General features: G+C 42.3%; 10 protein-coding genes. All 10 read right to left on the bottom strand.

Features of this window, described 5'->3' with window-relative positions; all coding sequences use genetic code 11:
• Nucleotides 1–50 precede the first annotated feature (50 nt).
• Entirely contained in the window at nt 51–4,481 is a 4,431-nt protein-coding gene (locus CJF29_RS11610) for a two-component regulator propeller domain-containing protein (protein WP_099147307.1), read from the bottom strand.
• A gap of 136 nt (nt 4,482–4,617) precedes the next feature.
• Nucleotides 4,618–7,272, bottom strand: a complete 2,655-nt coding sequence (locus CJF29_RS11605; RefSeq protein ID WP_099147308.1) for a glycoside hydrolase family 2 protein — start codon at nt 7,270–7,272, stop codon at nt 4,618–4,620.
• A 186-nt stretch (nt 7,273–7,458) separates the two neighbouring features.
• A complete protein-coding gene (locus CJF29_RS11600; protein ID WP_074559018.1) occupies nt 7,459–9,741 on the bottom strand; it encodes a DUF5703 domain-containing protein in 2,283 nt (760 codons plus the stop codon).
• Between the two features lie 33 nt (nt 9,742–9,774).
• Nucleotides 9,775–11,208, bottom strand: a complete 1,434-nt coding sequence (locus CJF29_RS11595; protein ID WP_074559017.1) for a sialate O-acetylesterase — start codon at nt 11,206–11,208, stop codon at nt 9,775–9,777.
• Nucleotides 11,209–11,324: 116 nt separating this feature from the next.
• Nucleotides 11,325–14,624, bottom strand: a complete 3,300-nt coding sequence (locus CJF29_RS11590) for a glycosyl hydrolase (RefSeq protein ID WP_099147309.1) — start codon at nt 14,622–14,624, stop codon at nt 11,325–11,327.
• Between the two features lie 200 nt (nt 14,625–14,824).
• The gene (locus CJF29_RS11585) at nt 14,825–15,721 is read right to left on the bottom strand and encodes an AraC family transcriptional regulator (protein WP_099147310.1); all 897 of its coding nucleotides are present in this window, start codon (nt 15,719–15,721) and stop codon (nt 14,825–14,827) included.
• Nucleotides 15,722–15,801: 80 nt separating this feature from the next.
• Nucleotides 15,802–16,167 (bottom strand): DUF4469 domain-containing protein, encoded by a 366-nt coding sequence (locus CJF29_RS11580; protein WP_099147311.1) that lies wholly within the window; start codon nt 16,165–16,167, stop codon nt 15,802–15,804.
• A 51-nt stretch (nt 16,168–16,218) separates the two neighbouring features.
• Entirely contained in the window at nt 16,219–17,013 is a 795-nt protein-coding gene (locus CJF29_RS11575; protein WP_074559014.1) for a DUF1566 domain-containing protein, read from the bottom strand.
• A 33-nt stretch (nt 17,014–17,046) separates the two neighbouring features.
• Nucleotides 17,047–19,356, bottom strand: coding sequence for a DUF4906 domain-containing protein (locus CJF29_RS11570; protein WP_074559013.1), 2,310 nt, complete (start codon nt 19,354–19,356; stop codon nt 17,047–17,049).
• A 30-nt stretch (nt 19,357–19,386) separates the two neighbouring features.
• A complete protein-coding gene (locus CJF29_RS11565) occupies nt 19,387–21,861 on the bottom strand; it encodes a fimbrial protein (RefSeq protein WP_074559012.1) in 2,475 nt (824 codons plus the stop codon).
• Between the last annotated feature and the right edge of the window lie 29 nt (nt 21,862–21,890).

Below are 21,890 nucleotides of genomic sequence, written 5' to 3'. Positions count from 1 at the left end.
ATCTTAATTAGGTTTCTAAAAGGACGATTAAGAAAGCATTTTGTAATCGGTTATCTCTCTCCTTTCCGCCATTCATTCATATATTCGCGAGGGGACTGATTATATTTTTTCCGGAAACACTTGCTATAGTAACCCGAATCTTTGAATCCGACAGCAAAAGCAATTTCGGAAACACTTAAATCCGTATTTTTAATCAGCTCGATAGATTTATTCAAACGGATCTCCTTTACCAGGTCAACGGGTGCCAGGCCGGTAAGACTCTTCAGTTTCTTAAAGAATGCCGAACGGCTCAATCCGATACCGGATGCTATGGTGTCAATGTTAAAGTCACTGTCGTCCATATTTTCTTCAATGACCTGATGTATCTTTTCGAGGAACTGTACGTCTTTCTTTACCAAAAATTGTTCGTAGCTGTCTTCTTCGGTCGTTGTCTGGTTTTCCATTTGCTGACGGATTCGTTCACGAAACAGTTTCCGTTCGGCAAGCAACTGGTCGATACGTGCCAATAGATATTCCTTACTAAAAGGTTTGGTGATGTAGGCATTTGCCCCTAAAGTGATCGCTTTGGTCTTGGCGCCTTCATCATTCTTCGCAGTCAGGATAATGACAGGGATATGGCTGATCTGGAAATCTTTGCGGATGGATTGCAACATTTCAAGCCCATCCATTTCGGGCATCATCTGATCGGTCACTACAATATCCGGATGATACAGATGTACTTTCTTCAAACCTTCTACTCCGTTATTGGCAATATGGATATTGAACTTGTCTTCCAACTGAAGCTTTATCAACTGGCAAAGGTCTTTATTATCTTCCACCAACAGAAGGGTCGGTAATGAAGCGTCGATTTCTGGTTCTTCTTCCGTACTGTCTTCGGATGTGGCATTTGCAACAGGATTTTGTTCTACAGAAACAGGAGCTGTCTCCGTATCTCCCACATAAAAGTCTACTTCCGACGGGCGGTAATGTTCCTTATCCATCAGGAGTTCCACTATAAACACCGCCCCTTGTCCTTCGGGACTTTCGGCACGAATCTGTCCGTGATGCAGATTGACGATCTCTTTTGAAAGTGCCAATCCGATACCAGTGCCCTGATAATAGGAGTTTTTTGCGTTCTCTCCTTGCGAGAAGCGTTCGAAAATCTCGGTCAGTTTATTTTGTGGAATACCTACTCCATTATCTTCTACTCGTACATAACAACGTTTACCGTCGTCTGTCAATCCGGTAGTTATATAAATACTTCCTCCGGAATGAGTGAATTTGAATGCGTTGGATATGATATTGCGGATAACAATGCTCATTTTTTCCTTGTCCGCCCATACCATAATTGGTTCATCCGGCAACTGGAAAGTAAAACTGATTTCGTTTTCTTCGGAAAGTACCCGGAATTCTTTTTGGAAAGAAGCTATCATCTCATTAAAATCAATTAATGACACATGCAAACGCATCTTGCCGTTCTGAATCTTCCGGAAATCAAGTATCTGATTTACTAATTGCAACATCTGATTGGTGTTCTTTTCCATCAGTTCCACATATTGTAATCCTTTCGGGGAGAGCTTTTCGCGTTCTCTCAGTTCTTGTATCGGACCTTTTATCAATGTCAAAGGAGTCCTCAATTCATGGGAAATATTGGTAAAGAACTTAATTTTCATTTCTGATACCTTCTGTTCGATATAAATATCATTCTTCATTTTGAGCATGAAGAAGGCCAGGCGCAGACTGAAATAGAGAGCTGCCAAACCTAAAATTACATATATAAGAGTTGCCCACCAGCTTAACCACCATGGCGGAAGGATAGTGATGGCCAATGTGCAGTTGGAAACCAGCTCCGGATTGGCTTCATCTACGGTTTCTACACGGAATGTATAATCTCCGGGAGGTACGTTGGTATAAGAGGCGATACGGTTTTTCCCATTATAGTGCCATTCTTTTTCATATCCTTCAAGTATATACCGGTAAGATACCCGGTTCTGATTGTAGAAATTTAATGCGGCAAATTCAATCGTGAACATGGATTGATTGTAGTTCAGCTGGATTGCTTTGGCGTATGTAATGGATTCTTTCAGGATCGGACATTCGCGAAAACTACGCAAATCATGGTTGGAAACTTTAAAGTCAACAATACGTGTATCGTAGTTTGTATGCAATGTTTCCAGTTTGTCGGGAGAGAATGCCAGGATTCCCTGCCGGGTACCAATCCACAAGTCTCCATTCAAGGTACGAAGGGCGCTACCTTCTTCCAATTCCACGTTCAGAAAACCGTCGTATTTGTCGTAGTTACGAAATTGTTCGGTAGCTTTATTGAAACAAGACAAGCCAATTTCCGTTGTAAACCATAAGTTACCGTTTTTATCTTCTACGATGGATTTGACTACATCGTTATTCATTCCTTCGCGTATGCCATAGGATTTGAAGATCGGTTCACGTTTTTCTTTATCATAGCGGACTAATCTATTCAAACCGCCTCCGAACACACTTACCCAGATTTGCGAATCAGTATCTTTGTAGAGTACATAAATATCATTATCCGCTACATTTGAATTTTCGCTGACCTGGCGGTACGTTTCAAACTGGATCTGTTCGGGGGCAGTGAAATGTCCGTCGAAAGACATCAAGCCATCCATTGTTCCTACCCAAATACGTCCGTCTTCATCTTCTGTCATGGTACGCACCTCCATATAAAGACCGTATGCAGGATATTGTTTCAAGCCATTGTATTTATGTATAAAGGTAATTGTTCCTTTTTCTTCGGAAATTAGATTCAGACCTCCTCCCAGTAATCCTACCCAAATGCGCCCCTGGCTGTCTTGATAGGTAAAGTACACATCGTTGTTACTGATAGAATTCGGATTTTTGGGGTCATTGATATAACGGGTAAAACGCAACCCATGCGGTGAATTCATGTCCGGTTCGGCTTTGACAAGCCCGTTTCCTTTGGTGGAAAACCAAAGATTACCGTCTTTGTCTTCCATAATATGATATACGGCTCCCAACAAGTAATTCTTATCCGAGAAGATTTGTTTCACTTGTCCATTACGATCCAGGCGATACAGAGCTTGCCAGCGGGTTCCTACCCAAATATCCCCATTTTGCGCCTGGAAGAGAGCTCGTATTCCCTGGTTCCAGGAAGTTGATCTCTCGGGCACTACCGGAGATGGAGAAACTTCTGTCAGCAGTTGGAATTGCTTCTTGGGGAAATTAAGCCTGTATACTCCGCTGCTCGTAGATGCCAGCCAAAGGATGCCATCTTTATCCAACAGAAGATGGAAGAAAAGCTGATTGGGAAGATCGTCGGAGAAAGGCTTCAATTGGTTGATACGGGTCATTTCCAGTTTCTCCCTGTCGAATAGAAGAATTTCTCCTCCCGGAGTCATAAAGAACATGCCTTGTTCGCCGGCATCCTGCATTTCAAAATTGCCGATTGCGTTCTGATTGGGGAATGTAAAGCGGTGGTGGCTCCTGTTCAGGGGATCATAATAGGTCAATGCCTGGTTGCCTTCCTGAAACCATACCTTATCGTATTTATCATAGAATATAATTCCATTGTCTTTTTCGGGGATGGTAAAGGGGAGCTTGGTCAACTGCTTGTAGCCGATATTGTACTCGTATGCTCCTTCGTTGGTGGTAATGTACATCAAACCGGATTCCGTTACCAACAAATTAGAAACCGGCTGTTTGATTTCCGGTATCTCGTAACGGTTGACAACTCCGTTTTGCGGATCAATGCTATAAATGTGGCCTTTCTTGTCTCCCAACCATAAGAATTTAGAATTATAAGAGGCACAAGTAAACTGATCCGGGTTGGCAGATACCTTTTTCTGTATAAAGTCGGCAGGTTTGTCTTTCAGCGCTTCCCCTTTCCGTAGGGACAGAATCTGATAATCCATACCGATCCAATTGATAAACTCGGCTGTTTCACAGAATATGTTGTGTTTCAGACGCATGTCGTACACGTTCACGTTAGGACGCGAATCATGCAATTGTTTCATCGTTATTTTACCTTCCTTGTCGGTATACGCACGCAAAAGACTTTTATCTTTTGTCAGCAACAATACGTCGCCGTCTTCGGTCGTCTGAATCTTGATAATCTGAATGTTCTCGGAATATTCTTTCACATCATCGTAGACGGCATGAAAGCTCTCATGCCGTTTATCGAACAGATAGAGTTTACGGTCGATAGTCTTAATCCACAGAAAACCATTCTTATCTTCTACGATACGCTGAATTTTACGCGGCGGAATGTCTGTGGAATAAAAGCCGTCATGATTATCGTAGGAACGGAATTTACTTCCGTCAAAGCTGCATAGTCCATACCAGGTACCGAACCAGATAAATCCGTCTTGTCCTTTTAATGTACAGTTTACGATATTATTAGGCAAACCACGTTCAGCCGTGTAGTGTTCTACAATCATATTTGGATAGGCAAAAGCATACATGCCTATCATGGATAGTAATAGTATTAGAATATTCCGTTTTCTCATTGATGGCTATAATTGGAATTAAACGTACTCAAAGATAGTCTTTTTTTTGAATAGTGCTTTAGTAACATATAAAAAACAAGTTGGCAGATCACCCTGCTAATCACTTATCACTAACCTGCTAATCACTTTTATCGTACTATTTTTCAGTTCCAAATTCAGTCTGTTGACGTTCTACTTCATCCAACACCCGTTGGCGTTCTTCCTCTGTCAGTTGCACTTTTCCTTCAGATGATTCTTTGCCCGGGTTTACATTGAGAGTGGACGGTGTTGTCCTTTGTATTTCATAAGTCTGTTCCTCATAGCAGAAAGGAAGTTCTGCAGGAACACTTTCCAGTTCAATTTCAGTAGCTGTCGGAGCTTGAGTACCCTCAAACTGTACGCGGGCTTTCACCTTTATTTTTCCGGCTTTCCGGGTAGAACGAATCAATACCGGAGCGGAGCCGAACTCCACCGCACGGGGATTAGCGCCAATAGTAGCATCTCCGATGATTTCTCCTTCACCTTCTACCGTGAAAACGATATTCTCTTTTGCCAGACGGCGCACATTTCCACTATCATCGGTTACTTCAGCAACTACGACGATAAAGTCGGAGCCGTCAGCTACCAGGTTCACTTTTTGAGTATCTACATAAAGACGTAGTTTGGTGGAACGTCGGGAAGGCATTTTCTTTTGAGTGCATACCACTTTTCCGTCGATGATTCCTTCGGCAACCATGTTCACTTTTTGCCAGTTTTTTTGAGTATAGCTATATCCGCGTGCTTCCCAAAAGTCCCAGACATTCTCGAATATAACGGGAGCATTCGGCATGTGCCCTTTGGCATGAACCACCGGTTTCGTCCAGGTTTTCGTTCCATCATAAATAGAAAGACGGACTGAATCACAGTTTGTGAATACAACTACGTCCTTATCGGAGAACTGTGACATTTCATGAGCAATGAATATCATCGGGCCACATTCTGCCAATGGGTGTTGAAGGCTGGCCGGCGACTGGCTGCGAAATACTTCATACGCATATTTCTTCTGACGGAAAGCATCATAAATACCACCCCAATAAGGATCCGGATGGTAACCACGCTGATGGTCGAACGGATGCCATTGAGCGCCACCGATAAACAAACCGGTCGTGCGGTACATCTCGTCATAGCTCTTTGCCAAGGACATAGCCTGTACCAGTAACGGGCGTTCTCCCCAACTGCGGCTGGCACGGTTATTATTGTTGTGAGCATACCAGTCGTCTACATTCTCCCCGAATTCACGGGTAAAGATACATTGCTTTGGCTTGTCTTCTTTTTCATCATCACCCGGCCAGCCATAAACAACGTCATAATGCTCTTTCACTCCGGCCGAATGGACATCGGCAGCCGCTACTGGACGTCCCGGATAGGGATATTCTTCTTTGGTAATCTCAAGAGCTTTCAAGGCAAAATCGAGCGGATAGCGGGTTTCATTCAAGATGGGTTCCCACATCAATACAGAAGGGTGATTACGGTCACGACGAATCATTTCGCGGGTATTCTGATGAACCAACTCTCCGAATTTCGGGTCTTTGTTCCAGTACTGCCATCCCGGAGTAGCGACAATCACGAACAGACCGAGCTCGTCACAGGCATCCATAAAGGCAGGGTCTTGGGGATAATGGGCTACCCTAATAATGGTGCATCCGACATCACGCAGACGTTTGGCGTCACGCCATTGCTGTGAGTTCGGCAAAGCATTGCCTACGTATGCAAAATCCTGATGGCGATTGGCTCCTACCAGTTGTCCGAAAGGTTTGCCATTCAGCCAGAATCCGTCTTTACCACGGAATTCTGCCAGACGAATACCGACACGGGTAATGCCTCCGTCAATGGATTTATTTCCTTTTTTAATACGTGATTGTACCCTATATAAATAAGGTGTATCCGGTGACCAAAGAGTAGGATTCTTTACTTCCATCTGTTGACGGATGGATTTCTTCTCTCCCGGCTTTAAAGAAAGTTTTCCTGAACTGCGTTTGATTACTTTTCCATCCGCATCTGTCAAAGTCGTTTCTACAGTGACTGACTCGGAACGGGCGTCGTCATTCTGAACTTCGGTGTTTACATATACCTGCGCACTCTTTTCACTGATCTTATCAAAATGAACGAAGACACCTCCACCGCCAACGATTTGTGAATCAATAGCGTCAGTAATAGCTACCGGAGATTTGGCAATCATCCATACATCACGGTAAATGCCACCATGATAAGCAAAGTCTAATGTATATTGACGTTTTCCGGGAGGATAGGATTTGTCATCACTGTTGTCCGTGAAAACAGCGAGCAGACAGGAGTCTCCGGCTTGTACGCCATTGGCGGTCAAGTCTAAAGTAAAAGGCAGATAACCTCCCAGATGTTCCTGGATGCGTTTACCATTCAGATAAAGAATCTGTTTGCCCATAGCTGCTTCAAAATGAAGCACTACCCGTTTCCCTTTTGTTTCGGCGGGGAGGACAAAGTGCTTACGGTACCAGGCCGGTCCCTGATAATTGCGGCATCCGCTGCCTTCGGCCGGCATCAATTCTACGGTATGAGGAGTGGAAACGACGTTCCAGGAACGGTCATCAAAGTTTACCGCTTCTGCTCCCCGGACATCACCTCGGAAAAAGCGCCATCCCGGATTGAAATTATAGACTTGTCGCCCGCTACCGGGAAGCTGGATGAATCCGGCAACCGATGTCTCGGGACGGTAAGTTTCTGTAGCCTGCCCTTTTTCTGTCAAGAAGAATAGCAACAGAAAAGCTGATAAGATGATAAATGGTCTTTTATTCATAATTCTTTATTTATATATTTCATTCGTTAAATGATAATTTATTTTCCACCACAGAGGATACAGAGGTTTAATCTTTTTTATTCACTATAGAGTAACACAGGGTCTCACATATTTATAATCGTATTTGTCGCTCTTCTTTACTTGCGGAAAGAGAGAGAAGAACTCTGTGTCCTCTGTGGTGAACTATCATTTCTCATTTTCAATCATTATGATAATATCCTTTTTTCTACTTTCCGGTAAAACTTTCAAGTCCGTCACTTTTCCGTTTTTGAGAGTGGCTTCTACTGTTGTTTCGCCCGGAGCATGAAGTTTGAAATGTACGTTCCATTCTTTCGGCCATGCTGGGAAAAGGAGTATTTGTTCTCCATTTGTTTGCAATAGCATTTCCTGAAGTCCTATCATGCCGCTACCTCCCCAGTTGTGATCGGGTGTCCAGTCATATCCCGGTCCCCAAAATGCGGGGAAACGATGCGGTCCATTTGATAATTTGGCTAAAGATAATTTCTTTGCTTCTTCGGTCAGGCCTAAACAAGCAGCCCATATATTATCTTGTTTCCATCCGGTATGCGAACGGAACTTGATTGCATCCGGGTCATAAAAGTAGGTATTACGTGCTATATCCAGCTTCTCTTTGCCTACTCCGTAAATCCTCCACGGAAATACAGGGTATAGTTGTGGCGTTTCTACATTATTGATTCGCTCCCAACTTACAGCGGGGGCGATTATTTGTTTTAAAAGCGATGAATCTCCTACTTCTATGTATCGCAATGGAATCGGAGGTATTGTTTTTAGCATCTCCTCTTTCTTTCCATAGGTTTCTAATACAACTTTCAGTGCGGCGATGGTGCTGCTTGCGTTATTGGTCATCTTATATGTTTCACAGGCAGAACCTGGGAAAAGAATCAGATGTCCGTTGCCATCCAACGCTTTCCGTCCCCGGCAGGAGGCCAGTTGCCGATAATGTTCGTCGAAGAATGTCAGCGAACTCTCGATCAGAGGTAAATAAGGGGTAATATCAGCATTTGCATAGTTCTTTGTTTCCAATATCATTTGGCAGAATTCAAGAACCGTATCCCATTCATATTCCAGCCAGGCATTATATTCCAATCCTTTGTCGAACCAGTCCGGTCGTTTGAAACCATATTCTGCGGGGTTCGGCAAACCGAAATTTTCGGTCTGCTCGCTAAAGCAAGCTCCATCATGTTGCCAATATACACGGCTCCGGAGTTCTGCATTCTTCAACATGCGGTTATAAAAATCAAACTGGGAAGGCATCATATCAAAATCTCCGCTTTTCAGCATTGGCCAGTATACTAAACGTTGATTCTGTGCAGTCATCGTGCCACCTCCCCATTTCCGGTAGTCGGGAGTAAAAGATTGTTTTTTATCGACATGGCAAGGATCAAAGGTGAATAGTCCGCCATTGAATTTAGTCGGTACGCTGCCATAAGCATTACATCCCAGCATATAGCGGAAAAGGGTGTAGTTTACAGTTATTTCTTTTGCTTCTCCTTCTGCTTCGATAAAACTACGTTGCCAAAAGGAATTCCACCACGAACGGGTCTGTTTTTTATCCTGTATGATAGTCTTCGATGAAACTTTACCTTTGGGGGCTATTCTATGCAAAGCTGTTTGTACTCCCTGCTCCCATTCTTCTATTGTTTCTGTCTGGTCTGTATGCAACACAATGCAGAAATGTTCTTTCCTGACTGCTTTGAAAGAACGGAATTTCCAGGCACGATAGTCTGTTCCGGCATATACATCATCCGCAGTACCTGCAAATTCTAAGTTTTCACCAAAAAGAGTTCCTCCGAAAGTCAAGTTTTTCAAAGGATTCATCATTTGAGATTTAACTTCGTTCATCCCTTGTTGAGCCACAACTACATCAAAAACGGTCTGTTCGGGATTGCGATGATAGAACAGAAGTTGATTTGTGTTCACGGAAACACAGTCGGCCTCTGTCACAGAGCCTTTCGGGGGAGCCCATTTGTAGGAACACTGTTGTCCCTCTCCTTTTCTGACAGGTCGTTCCTGATAGCGCCAATTTTCATAAAAGACTTCAGTCTGCAACGGTTGTGTATTTGTTACCTCTACATGTATAACTGGATGAAAAACATCTACCCAAAATTGCATCTGTGTGTTTCCTGCCGCGATTTCTACATATCCGTCTTTCAGCTTCAACTCCTGACGAAAATCTTTAGCGTCTTTGAAAGGATTGGGCGACAGGCGGAGACGTACACGCCCTTGTTTTAACTGGCAGTTGTTTTCGTCGAATGTACCGCTACGGCTCACATAGAACATAACATCACCGTCTTCTACCCATATATTCATCCCAATATCTCCACCACCACAGGGCATAGATTCAGAAGAATTACGACTGGGAGTATTCCAAATGACATTGGCATGCTGACTCCAAAGAGCCGACACGCCAACAAACAGTATGGTTATAATCAGATAAAATCTCTTCATATATTTTTCATCTTTTACCTTGTCTATTTACGATTACCAATCATCCGAACGAAAAGATCCTAAAGGTAATCCGTCGCAATATACATCTCCTTCCACATAGTTTTCAAAACAATATCGAACAGCTACCGGGTGCGACACTTTATCGCTTTTCACCAGCATCTTACTACGTTCTATCCATGCTTTAGCCGGATAAAAAACTTTATCTTCGCCGGCTACCTGAAAGTTTTTCGATTCGAAACAGTTCTTGCCGCTGATCCACATATTGGCACGTTCGAAGCTGACAACTATGGTGTCGTTCTTTATTTCAATGCTTTTATAATAAGGACTTTCGCCATTTACACCTTCCACCCCATACGTTTTAGTTAAAGCCAGAAGTGCCAGACGTTCACCTGCAACCTGTTTCTTTGCGGGATGAATACCTTTTTCCATTCCTGCATCCAGTAATACAGCCATACCGCTGTTAGCTACACGATGTTCTACTTTTGCCTGTGCCTCCCGGAGATATGCCGAATTTATCACATCCTTTCCTTTTTCGGTAATAATCCCGTAATCATACGGAGCTATCTGGCAATAATAAAAGGGAAAATCACCCTGTTTCCATTCGGCACGCCAACCGTTAATCAATCGGGTAAACATATCAGCATACGTATGGGCACGATTCCAGTTATCTTCGCCCTGATACCAAATCACTCCTTTCATGGTCATACCGATTAACGGATGTAACATACCGTTATAAAGCACGGTCGGAGTGCGGTTTTTAGATTTTATGTCGGCTTCCGTTTGAGGAATCTTCGCTTCCGGGAAGGCTTTCAGCCAGTCCGCCGTCATCCATGCTTCACAGGCGGAACCACCCCAGGCTGCTACAACCAACCCAACCGGAACATCTAATATTTCATTTACCAGTCTCCCGAAATAATAGGCTGTTGCGCTGAAATCACGGACGCTGGCCGGGGTTGCTTCTTTCCACGAACCGATAACGTCATTCTGCGGAGTGAATGTAGAAGTACGTTTCACCGTAAACAGACGGATTTGCGGATTCTTGCTGTGAAGAATGTCCATATTGGCATTTTCTACCGGTTGGTTTTTGAAGCCTTTCATCGGCATTTCCATATTACTTTGTCCGGAACAAAGCCAAAGTTCGCCTATCAGAATATTATTCAGTGTCTTTTGGGTTCCATCATCAAAGGTCACAGTATAAGGGCCTCCAGCTTCGGGAGTGGCTACTGTCAGTTTCCATGCCCCATTTTTATCTGCTGTTGCTGCATATTGTTTTCCATTCCAGCTGGTGGTCACTGTTACTTTTTTATGAGGAGTCGCCGTCCCCCAAAGGTTTGCATTGGTCTGTTGCTGCATCACCATGCCATCAGAAAAAATAGCCGGTAGCTTTACTTCTGCGTGTGTTGACAGGCAGGCAGCAAGCAGAAAACCTGCCAACATTGTACCTGTTTTAATAATTGAACTTTTCATACTTTAGCTATATTATAATGAATTGGGCACGGATTACATGGATTGCGCTGTTACTTTATGTAATACGATTCTCATAAACCGTGTAATCCGCGTAATCCGTGCCTTAAAAATCTATTTTATTCTGTGGTAGAAAAACTCAAAGGTCCGAGCAATCCTGCCGGAAGCAACGTTTTCTCTGCCCTGCGATATTTTGCATTAGTCCAAATGCCATCAAACGGCGCTTTTCCTTCATCAGCTCCTGTCAGTGCATTCGCCCAAGTATTTGTAACCTCTATTTCAAGCTCATTAGTTCCTTTTTTCAGGACACCTGTAATATCTGCACGATAAGGAGCTGTCCAGATTGTGCCACAATCTACACCATTCACACGAACAGTTGCCAAATTATAAACTGTTCCCAGATTCAGATAAATCTGTTGGTCTTTATTCGGTTTATTTTTCCAGCGGAAAGTGGTCTTATAGGTCGCTGTCCCCGAATAGTAACGTATCTGTTCATCCGATTCCTGACTCCAGTCGAAAAGTACTTTTCGTGTGAGCGTTTTTTTGTTAGCTGCAAAAGTTATAGTATATTCCTTTGCTTCCATAGCTATGTCTAAAGGCTCTTTGGCTGTATCTTTTTTCTCCTTTTGCAGTTGGAGAGAGGATTCTCCATAGCCTTCATGTACTCCCTCCGCAGGATATACGATGAATACGGACTCATTAGGAGCCAATGTGAGAGTAACTTCCGTCCGGTTTCCGTTGATACGATAGGAAGGATGAACATTCATTTCACCCGTCACCGGGTTCCAACATTCCGGTTTCTTACCGTTGATACGCATACTTGCAGTAAACGTGCGTGTTTCGTCCTTTTGGTTGGCTACGAAATAGAGTTCGCCAAGTTCGCCACGACGATGCGTCCAGGCAATATCTTCCGGCACGATCATGTCACGTTCCAAGCCATACACGGAAAAATCTTCTTCTGTATAAGGTAAAGAAGGTACCAAAATGCCAGCTTCTTTTAGTTCATTGATTTTTTTCTGCACTTCCGATGACAATACAGGTTCGGGATTCATTGGACGCGAAAGAGGCAGTACTAACACTTTATAACTTGCTCCACCCGGCAACGTTATTCGTCCGTTTTCTGCTTTCGCCAAACGAAGGATTGCATCTTTATTAAAACTATCGTATGCATATCCACGAAGCGGATTCACCCATTTCTCCGGATCAGCCATGTTAGCTGAATGAGTAACACCTACCGGGCGTACACGTAAAGGCTGTCCCTCATTGGCCAGACGGATGCGTTCACTTTCCACTCGTTCTGCACCGAAGATTCCTGGCAGAGAGGGAACCAATCGTTCCGGTAATATCGAACGCCTCGGCACTTCTTCACCTGTAAAGACTGCGATGTCTGTTACCGGATGCCCATATTGCAACAACGACTGGCAACGGGTAGCATATTCGGAAAAGGCTTTTGCCCCTTTATTCCACCAGGTCTGATCCCGTTGGAAGAATAGTCCGATGCCATCCAATGTCATGCCGGGCTTGCGGTCCAACCAGGGATTATGTACATATACATGGTAGAAAAGGCGGTTGATTCCTAATGCGTAATTACGATCCAATAAGGCTTTCAACATTCCGGGGTATTCATCCCACGTGCCACGCACTTCGGTGAATCCTTCAGCCTGAATAATATTCTTTCCGTAGATATGCGCTCCGCTAATAGCGTCGAGCATATCATTCGGTTTGTCATGTGTAGGACTGTTCAACCAAAATTCACCCATCGGAAGATCTACTTTTTGATAATGTAGTAGACCATCGCTTACCATCGTCGGAGCTACACATTCTGCCGAAAACTGGCAATCATATTCTCTCGCACAGTCCGCCAATACCTGATAAAACACATCTACGACGAGTTCTGATATGGTAGTACGTACGTCTCGCAGAATCTTTTCACTTTGTTCGACACTTTCCATCGGAATACCTGCCAATAGAGGTAGATAAGGCATCAAATCGTAGCCACGACGTTTCTGAAATTCAATAGCGAAACGTTTATTCCAGTTTTGGCTGCCACATTCCCAACTGTCGACATGCATATATTTCAGTACGCGACGAGCTACTTCGGGATTGGTCTTTGCAAATGCCTGCGCAAACCAGTTATCGAATTGTTTCCGTACCGTTTTCGGGTTAAACTTATCACATTCCAATCCTTTTCCGCCTCCCGCTGTGGCATTGGTATGTCCAGTAGCTGTATGTCCCATGCGTAGTAATTTCCATTTTCCTTTGGGGAGAGTGGCGGTCAATGTTTTTCCATTCGAATGACTAGTATATTGCTCTGTCAGATTGATGACTTGTGAAAGTGAATAGCAGTCCTGTTTCCCAACTTCCTCTTCTTTGGTAGCTTGAGCAACACGCCATACCAGTCCGGCTTTTCCTTCCCACTGGTTCAGACGGGCTTCCCGATGCAGGCGTAATTCTTTTATTTTCAGATTGGGCTTCCATTTGGCAGCATCCATATCTTCACTTCCCGGTTCGCTTCCTTCAGGAGTCCAGTAGAAACGGAAGAAACGGGCGGTAGTCGGAGGAATACTATGAGTTGAATTCTCATCCGTATTCTGCCATCCCTGACGGGCAGGAACCAACTGCTTAACCAAACGATAATTCACTCCGTCATCACTGGCCATTACTTTCAAGCGGTGTGCCTGATAATTATTACCATTTAAAACGATTTCGATGTTCCGGCAAGTGAAAGGTTGCTCGTATTCATACTGGATATAGCATGGATAGGATGAACGGATCACTCCTGCCGCATCCATATTCACTGTTTGAGCAGCTTTTACATTTCCTGTTGTGGCTAGATTGACACAGGTAATTTTTGCCTGCATTTCGTCCGCTGCGCCTTCTACTGGCAAAGCGAATAATGCAATATCTTCATAATAGTTTTCATAAGCCTCCGGTTGTGGCAAGCGAATAGCCATCAGCTTTCCTCCGTTTACAATCGTATCGCTCCAAACCACTTTTTGCATAGATTCTTCGGGAGTAATCCAGGGGCCTCCCGCCAATGCGAAACCATCACAAATGTGCATCCCCAATTTCAGCCCCAAACGATCTGCTTCTTCCATGCTGAAACGTACCATCTCCCACCATTCGGGAGTTAGCTGCTGCGCCTTGCCATCGCATTGGGCACCTTCATGAATACCTTTAATCGGCATCAGATAAGTACCTCCTAATCCGGCATGTTTCATTGCCTCCAAGTCGGCTGTAATCCCTTCTTTAGACACGGCACCATACATCCAATACCAAAAGGTCCAGGGTTTTGCTTCGTCTGACGGATTTTGAAATTGCTCCCTAAGTGAGCGTGTTTGCTGTGCATCGGCAGGGCATACGGCTGTCCATGCTAATAGAGAAAGTGCAAATATTTGTTGTTTCAGTCGGCTTTTCATTCCAGTCTATATTTTTACTAAAGTAAAGACGAAAATCACTCTGTTTTGTACTCACTATTAGCTTATGAGATCAGGAATATAACAACTTTAATCAAAAAAAGGCGCACCTCCTTTCCCACTCCAGGTAGAAGGTGCACCACACAAACAAAACAAACAATAGACGACCTTCACAGGCAGTATTTCGTATATTACTTAACTAACTATAAATCATGATCTATCTGAATAAAAATTCTTTCTCTATAATCAGACGGTGTCATGCCGGTATGTTCGCGAAAGAACCTTGTCATAACGGAATTCGACTGGAAGTTTGTACGTGATGCCACTTCTTTTATTTCAAGGTCCGAATCCCGTAGAAGAGCCTTTATCTCAAGAATGGAATATTCTATAATCCAGTCTTTTGCCGAACGGCCGCTCATATCCGTAATTACCATTGTAAGGTGTTTAGCGGACACGCACATCTTTTGCGCATAAAACGCAACATCCCGGCTTACGGTATGAAATTCGATCACCAAACAAAAGAAGTCGAATAAAAGTTTTTCCTTACGGGTATATTTTACTAATTCGGCAGCTTTCGGATTTCTTTTATAAGCCACATAGATATCCCAATAGAAAACACGTAATAGTTGCATAATAGACTCCCGTCTGAATAAGTTCCGAGGCAAGTTGATACGATAAATCAGTATATGACAAAAGTGAATGAAGCGTTGACATTCTTCATCGGATAGCGGAATACTGAAATTCTTCCGCATGTAAAAGAAAAAATCAAGAGTAGGTATACATACTCCGCTTATCGTATCCATAAACAGGTTTTTGGATATTTTTAGAAATGTCATTGAAAAGTCATCGCTAATCTCTGTGACAGCAGCCAACTGGAAAGGAAAAATAACCACCAGATCATTGGGAACAATCCGTCGTTTATTACCAAAAACATTGAAAAGCGCACTTCCTCCCGTACATATCCCGTTTATCCCTTCTTCAAGATATGCAGGAGTTTCATTAAGCGGTAAATCGTCTATTTTAGTATAGACATTAAACTCTTCTGTTTCTGATATATTATCAAATACTTTATTTTGCCTATATGGCTTATTATCTTTCATTGACTGCAATTTATGCTATTATGCTGTTTGTCTTTATTTCTTGCTTCTATCATATACATATGTTAATCGTGACATTTTGATTAAGTAAATTGTACAATCAAAGATATGGGAAAGATATATAAGAAACTTTCTTTATCTTTCATCAGAATCATCAGTGCCAGAAAATATTCACCTTCATCAATATCAGGAATGGTTGTATACACTTTATCGTCCGAATATTTATGAATATCACCACATTCTATCAACATTCTGTCATTTACTGAAGACACAAGGTATAGATTGGCGCTATCCCATGTTAACATATCCAAGTGATGTCCAGTGATGACAATGAGGGCTTGTGGTGTAATCCTCCCATTACATTTTTTACTTGAAGGATCATATACTTTTTCAATGGCAGGGAATGGTGCTCCTTCAATCATTAATATTTCGGCTTTTATCGTTTTCATTTTGTATGATAATAAGTTTGTATATAAACAGATGATGATTTTGTTCGTAACTCATTTTAATGGAATATCCCGGATACAGCGGAGATAAAGAGTATTAACCTTAGAAATAGGACCTGATGTATATTTCACTGCCGTAGGATAAAATTTTATAGACCATGCATTCGTACTACTATTATTTTCTGTTGCCAACCAATAAGCTGTCCCCTTACTATCATCTGACGAAACGTTAAATGGCTGGAAATCGGTACCTTTATCCTTGGTTCTCTCTAATTCCTTATAAAAAATCATAATTAGGCTTCCCTCCCGTAATGTAGGTACCCGCCATGTCCCGGGTTCATCTTTCCCGTTCTTTCCACGATACATTGCACATCCTTTGGGTACTGCAAAACTTGCCGTAGTGTAACTATTTGTGTTTGCCGTAGCGAGGTAGCCATTTGCAGTAGCCCATTTCATTGTTTTCTCTCCCACATTCTTTCCATCATTATCATTTCCATCGCTATATACATTATCCGGAGAAATGATAAAGTATTCTGATACTTTCCAAACGATTTTTATTGTTTGATTATTCTCGTTGTTAGGATGTCGTGTAATCCGTTTTACATAAACATTCTCACCGTTAACTAGAATGGGGGCAGTATCCATACCGCTGTCGGTGTACTCAAATAATTGAATAGTTTTATAAAAGTCAGGTTTTTCACTTCTATTTTCCACCCTGTTTGCTGGTAACTCTATTGATTTAATAGCTGCATACTTAATTCCCGCCTCTTCATATATTTCAATCTTTTGAGAATACCCTTTCAGCAGGATAAAAAAAGATACGAAGATTATGACTGTTATTCTTTTCATTTTGTTCTTTATTTATTTTAGTTCATGTTAGCATTAATCAGTATTGAGCGAGAGATCTATATCTCTGACACATCTGGAAGATGCGGTTTGCATTTTTTGATAAGAATTCACCCCTTGGTACCATCTTTTGACATTGTCATTTCCGTCTTCTGTTGTTGCACCACCAGGAAAGTTTTCGTTATTTAAAAAGCTGCCTATATACATACCAATCATTTGATTAGAGGCCGGGAAATACCATTCCATTTCCTCTTTATCAATTCGTCCGTTTCCATTTTTATCCCTGTTTTTGTCATAGCAAACTCTCGCTGAAAAGGAGCTGGCCGGATATTGATATTGATAGAGCAATACATATCCAGATGCATTTTTTTGCGGAGCAGCTATTTTTTCGTTATTCCAAGTGAGATTTTTAATATTCTCAGCCAAATTTCTCGTTGCCTCTTTTCCGTAATCCATATTATCGGTTCCGTATGAGTATGTAGCTGTTTCAACTTTATCATAACCATATTGTATTGTTCCAACTGTTATGTCTTCCAAATATTTAGAGCTGCCGCGCGCAGGCAATCTGTCATGCACTAATCCCATCATATAGTTCCCGTCTGCATCTTTCCCTCCTCCGAAACGTCCGGCATATACAGCTGGTCGCTGATCCATCTTGAATATATGATAAGCTTGTATAGGCTCTCCTTCGTCACCCTCGGTTGTAGTAGTCACTTTAATATACAGGGAACGCTTTCCGTCCTTATCATTTTCACCAGGATTGACCAGTTTACCGTTTTCATCATAAACATATTCATCATTGTAAAGATAAAACTTCACTTGTGTAGGAAGTATGGTATTTGCTTTGGCAGATGTAGCCAATGGCTCATCAGTATTGTTGAACGCATCTGTATAATTAGATGAGGAAGACAGATAGAGCCAACTCTTATCAGAAGAAACTTTTGTGATACAGAGATTATCCGTATATATCCCAACTTCCACTTTCCGTCCTTGAGTCTGTATAACTATGGGACGTACATCATAGGCTGCATCAAGATCATAGCTTACGCCCGCTTTGTTGTATTTTGTATAATCAAATTTCGCTCCTCCACCAACGTCTGTATTCTGACTGGCATGAAACTCTACATACTGACTGGCGGTATACGTTCTGATCCGTTCGTCATTCTTTGCTGAAGTTAGGTCTGCATTTATGGTAGTACGTAGGTTGTAAAAATGGTTGGGTTCTACGTCAAAGTTATTGGTATTGTTATTTCCAACATACATCTGGTAAATTGCATATTCGTCAGTTGCAGATGCAGTTGTCGGGTATGCCCATGCCTCAATCTGCGTACCCAATGGCGGTGCATCCCCAGCAGGGGTTTTATCAACAATTTTATAGTAGCGTTGATTTTCACTAAGAATTTTTTCTATCGTCCCTTGACAATTCTGTGCAACATACCAGGTTACCGAATAGAAATCATTGGAATCGGGTCCCTCAAAATCAACAGTTTCAAGCGTGGCATAAGTGTCCTCGGTGGTATTTTTTGAAAGGTTGGTAAGTCGAATCGTATTGTTGACATTCAATAATTTCAGTCCTTGTAATTGGTAATTCTCCACTTCAAATTTATAGCGTAATGTAATGCGTGCCATCAACCTCCTGATTTCAATACCTCCTACAAAACCGACGGGCTTGTTGTATTCCACCAGGCCACGTTTACCATCATCAACGTTTACGACAGTGACTCCTGACACTTCTCCGGCAAATGGCACCTCATTATCAGCTGTGATAAGCGATTGGGTATGTCCTTCTACATTAGTTAGATATTTGAAATTCCATTTCTTGAGATCATCAAGTGTTCCCACTTCACTCATATCATAATCAAGTTTAGGTCCCAGTACAAGCAGGTATAAAGTCTGATTATCTGCCACAACTAAGGGAACATCTATAGTTACCATGTCATTAATAGCTGTCTTTACATCACTAAGTTTGTGAGGTTTTCCGTTGATCGAACCATTCTCATGAAACTGGAAAAGCCAAAGATTATATAACGAGGTTGTACCATCGGATACCCGGGTATTAGAGTTTATTGCATATTCCTTTTGCCCCTCTCCCAAAATCACCGTAAACGGCGAATCAGCATTGGTTCTGTTTCTAAAAAATGGCTTGGTAACTGCATACCTGCTCACAGATGTTGGCTCTACAGCAGGGGGAAGGCTGACATTCAGGCTGACCATTACCATTTTACCGGTAGCATTTCCAGGACTGAATTCTTCCAGTTTATCTTTTGTACAGCCTGTGAATATCAGTGAAAACAAAGCAATGCAAGCTGTCCGGAAATACGCATTATATTTTATATTTATTGTCATATTGTATCTATTTATCATCATACTTTCATCTCAATTCTCATTGTCGGAGGATATTGTCCCGTTCTGCTTAATTATCGGACTGCCAAGAGAAACTGTATAGTTGTTTTCATACTCTAAATATATATTTCCTATAAGTTCAACGATACTTGGACTATTGTTTTCCGGAATGGTAATATCAACATTATAACTATATTTACCCGATTCAATATCTACTTTAGTACTTTCACACCTTACAGTACCTCCGTAAGTAATTTGTAAATACAACTTTCCAGCAGGCAGGGTTACGTCTGTAGGAGTAAGGGCAATAGTCGTAGTATAAGAGTGTTCTCCTTGTGGTATATTACCTATGCTACTTAATCCTGTCTTCGCACGTAAAATATACCCGCTTTGAGAAACTGTGAGTATTTTATTGACTGTCTTTCCTTCCAAACCGATCCCCTCCACTTTCACTCTAAATGAACGGGATGAGGTGCTTTCTTTACGTTTGACGTATATAGGAATGTTTTGAGTGTTACTGCCATGGGTGGTATGTATTGTTTCTCCGGCTACAAATGAGAAATCGTCAAATTCGGTTGTTGATCCCACATCTGCTCCTTCTGTGACAAGTGTTGCTGTCCAGTAAGGAATATTCGAGATAATACCAAAATAAGCATTTCCACTTGTTTCGGTTCCCTGATAAGTCGGGCTGCTGACGATACCTACTTCCAGTTGGCTTTTTATCATCTCATTGCGCACACAACGGATCATATACGCGTTTTGCCTGTTCATATTTTCTTGAATTCCTGCATTTTGCGGATTTTCTCCGGAAAAATTGAATACGGTAGCATTGTTGTCCCAATACCATCCATTGGAACGGTCTCCTTGCGATATACCGTTTGTATCCCTATACCTGTTATGTGGAGAAAACAACCAATGGAATGAAGGATAACCCCGTGAATTACTTTCATTATCCGCTGCCGTTTTCAGTATTTGATTTTCAGCCGGAGTAGCCATGCGCCACTGCTTATTATCCACAATCCCCAAAGTCTTAATTTGGGATTCGGATAGTCCGGCAAGTTTGCAAGGGTCTCCCTTTCCCGCTGTCACTTGGGCGATTGTATTATCTGTGGGTATTTTATCCGTTTCCAGATAAGGAATATCCGCCCATTCCGTAATATTTAAAGGAGTGTACGAGCCCGGATACCAAAGTACATCGTTCAATGTAGTGGCATTGGCAGGTGGGGTGAATCCCGTATCTGCATCCGGTGAACTTATGGCTATCAGGCTGCCGTATTTAAATAGGATATCCTTGTATCCTGTTCCTGAATGATATGCTTTCAGTATCCCTGAATAAACACTAAAGTCATTCCATATATTCACATTTCTGGACGTATCAGCTACGGCGTCATAGTCTGCAGCCTTGTCACTTACAATGACCAGCCCGTCAATCGGTTTCCAGTTGATAGTGATATCATGTTCCTCCATTGCCACTATTTCTGCATAAAGTCCCATTGCTCCCATGCCGGTAATGGTGGCGTATATTTGATAATGGTTGTTTCGTATCAGGTTATGATTCTTAGGAGGCTCCTGACCGATATTCAGCAGATAGATGCAGTTCAGCACCTGTGTGCTGCCGTTTTTAAGAACGCATTGTGCATCTATTTTAAGATAGGTTGCTTGTGAAGCATTTTGAGGGTCGGCCAATATGTGTTCGGGAATATAAGTAGTAGGAATCGTTATGAAATCTATGTTATCAGGAATGGTGTAGTTATTTCCATTTATCGTATACGTACCGTTATTATCGAGCTCGCCTGTTCCTGATATAGTAAGATCATCCGACCATATATTTTCCGTATATGCCTGCCCCTCCTCTATAGTAGTGGCAACCGGCATTCGACACACTTTTACATTCAGTCTGGTTACTTTAAAATCTTCATCCTCATTGGCGATATTTTTAATTGCCGTAAAGCTGATGCGGGACACCATGCGGTTTACCTCAATCGGCAGTTCCGTTGTCGTAACATTATTGATGGTAACTGTGGCATTTGTTCCGTCGCTACGGGATTCCACATAGGCACGTGACACATTTCCATACATAGGTGGCGGAGCAACAATACCTATGGCGGAGAATGTCACTTTTTCTATTTCATTTTCCAATGTAATGGCAGCGAGCTTTTCCGTAAGCTCCGGTGTTTCGTTACAGATGATGTAAATGTTATTATATCCCCGTGCCGCTCTTATGGAAGCGGTGTATATACCATCAGCATTTATGGAAGCGTCAGAAACGTCGTTGTATACCAATTCGTTTTTGTCATTAAACACAATTGCACGTACGGATTTTATGACTTCATCTTCGTCGACGGTAGTATTGCGTGTCCCCATTTTAATACTCATCGGTATCCTTTCTCCTTCGTAAATACGTGCGCCTGTTGTTTCATTCTCCTTTGTACAAGAGTATGTAAACAGGGCAAACATCGTCAAAAGCAGAATAATTGCCGAAAATTTTATGTTGATAGTTATATTCATCCTTTATCGTGCCATAATTCCGTTTCAAA

Origin of the sequence: Bacteroides celer, from assembly GCF_002632415.2 — a bacterium.
Taxonomy (GTDB): Bacteria; Bacteroidota; Bacteroidia; order Bacteroidales; family Bacteroidaceae; genus Bacteroides.
This window is presented reverse-complemented; position numbering and strand designations above follow the sequence as displayed.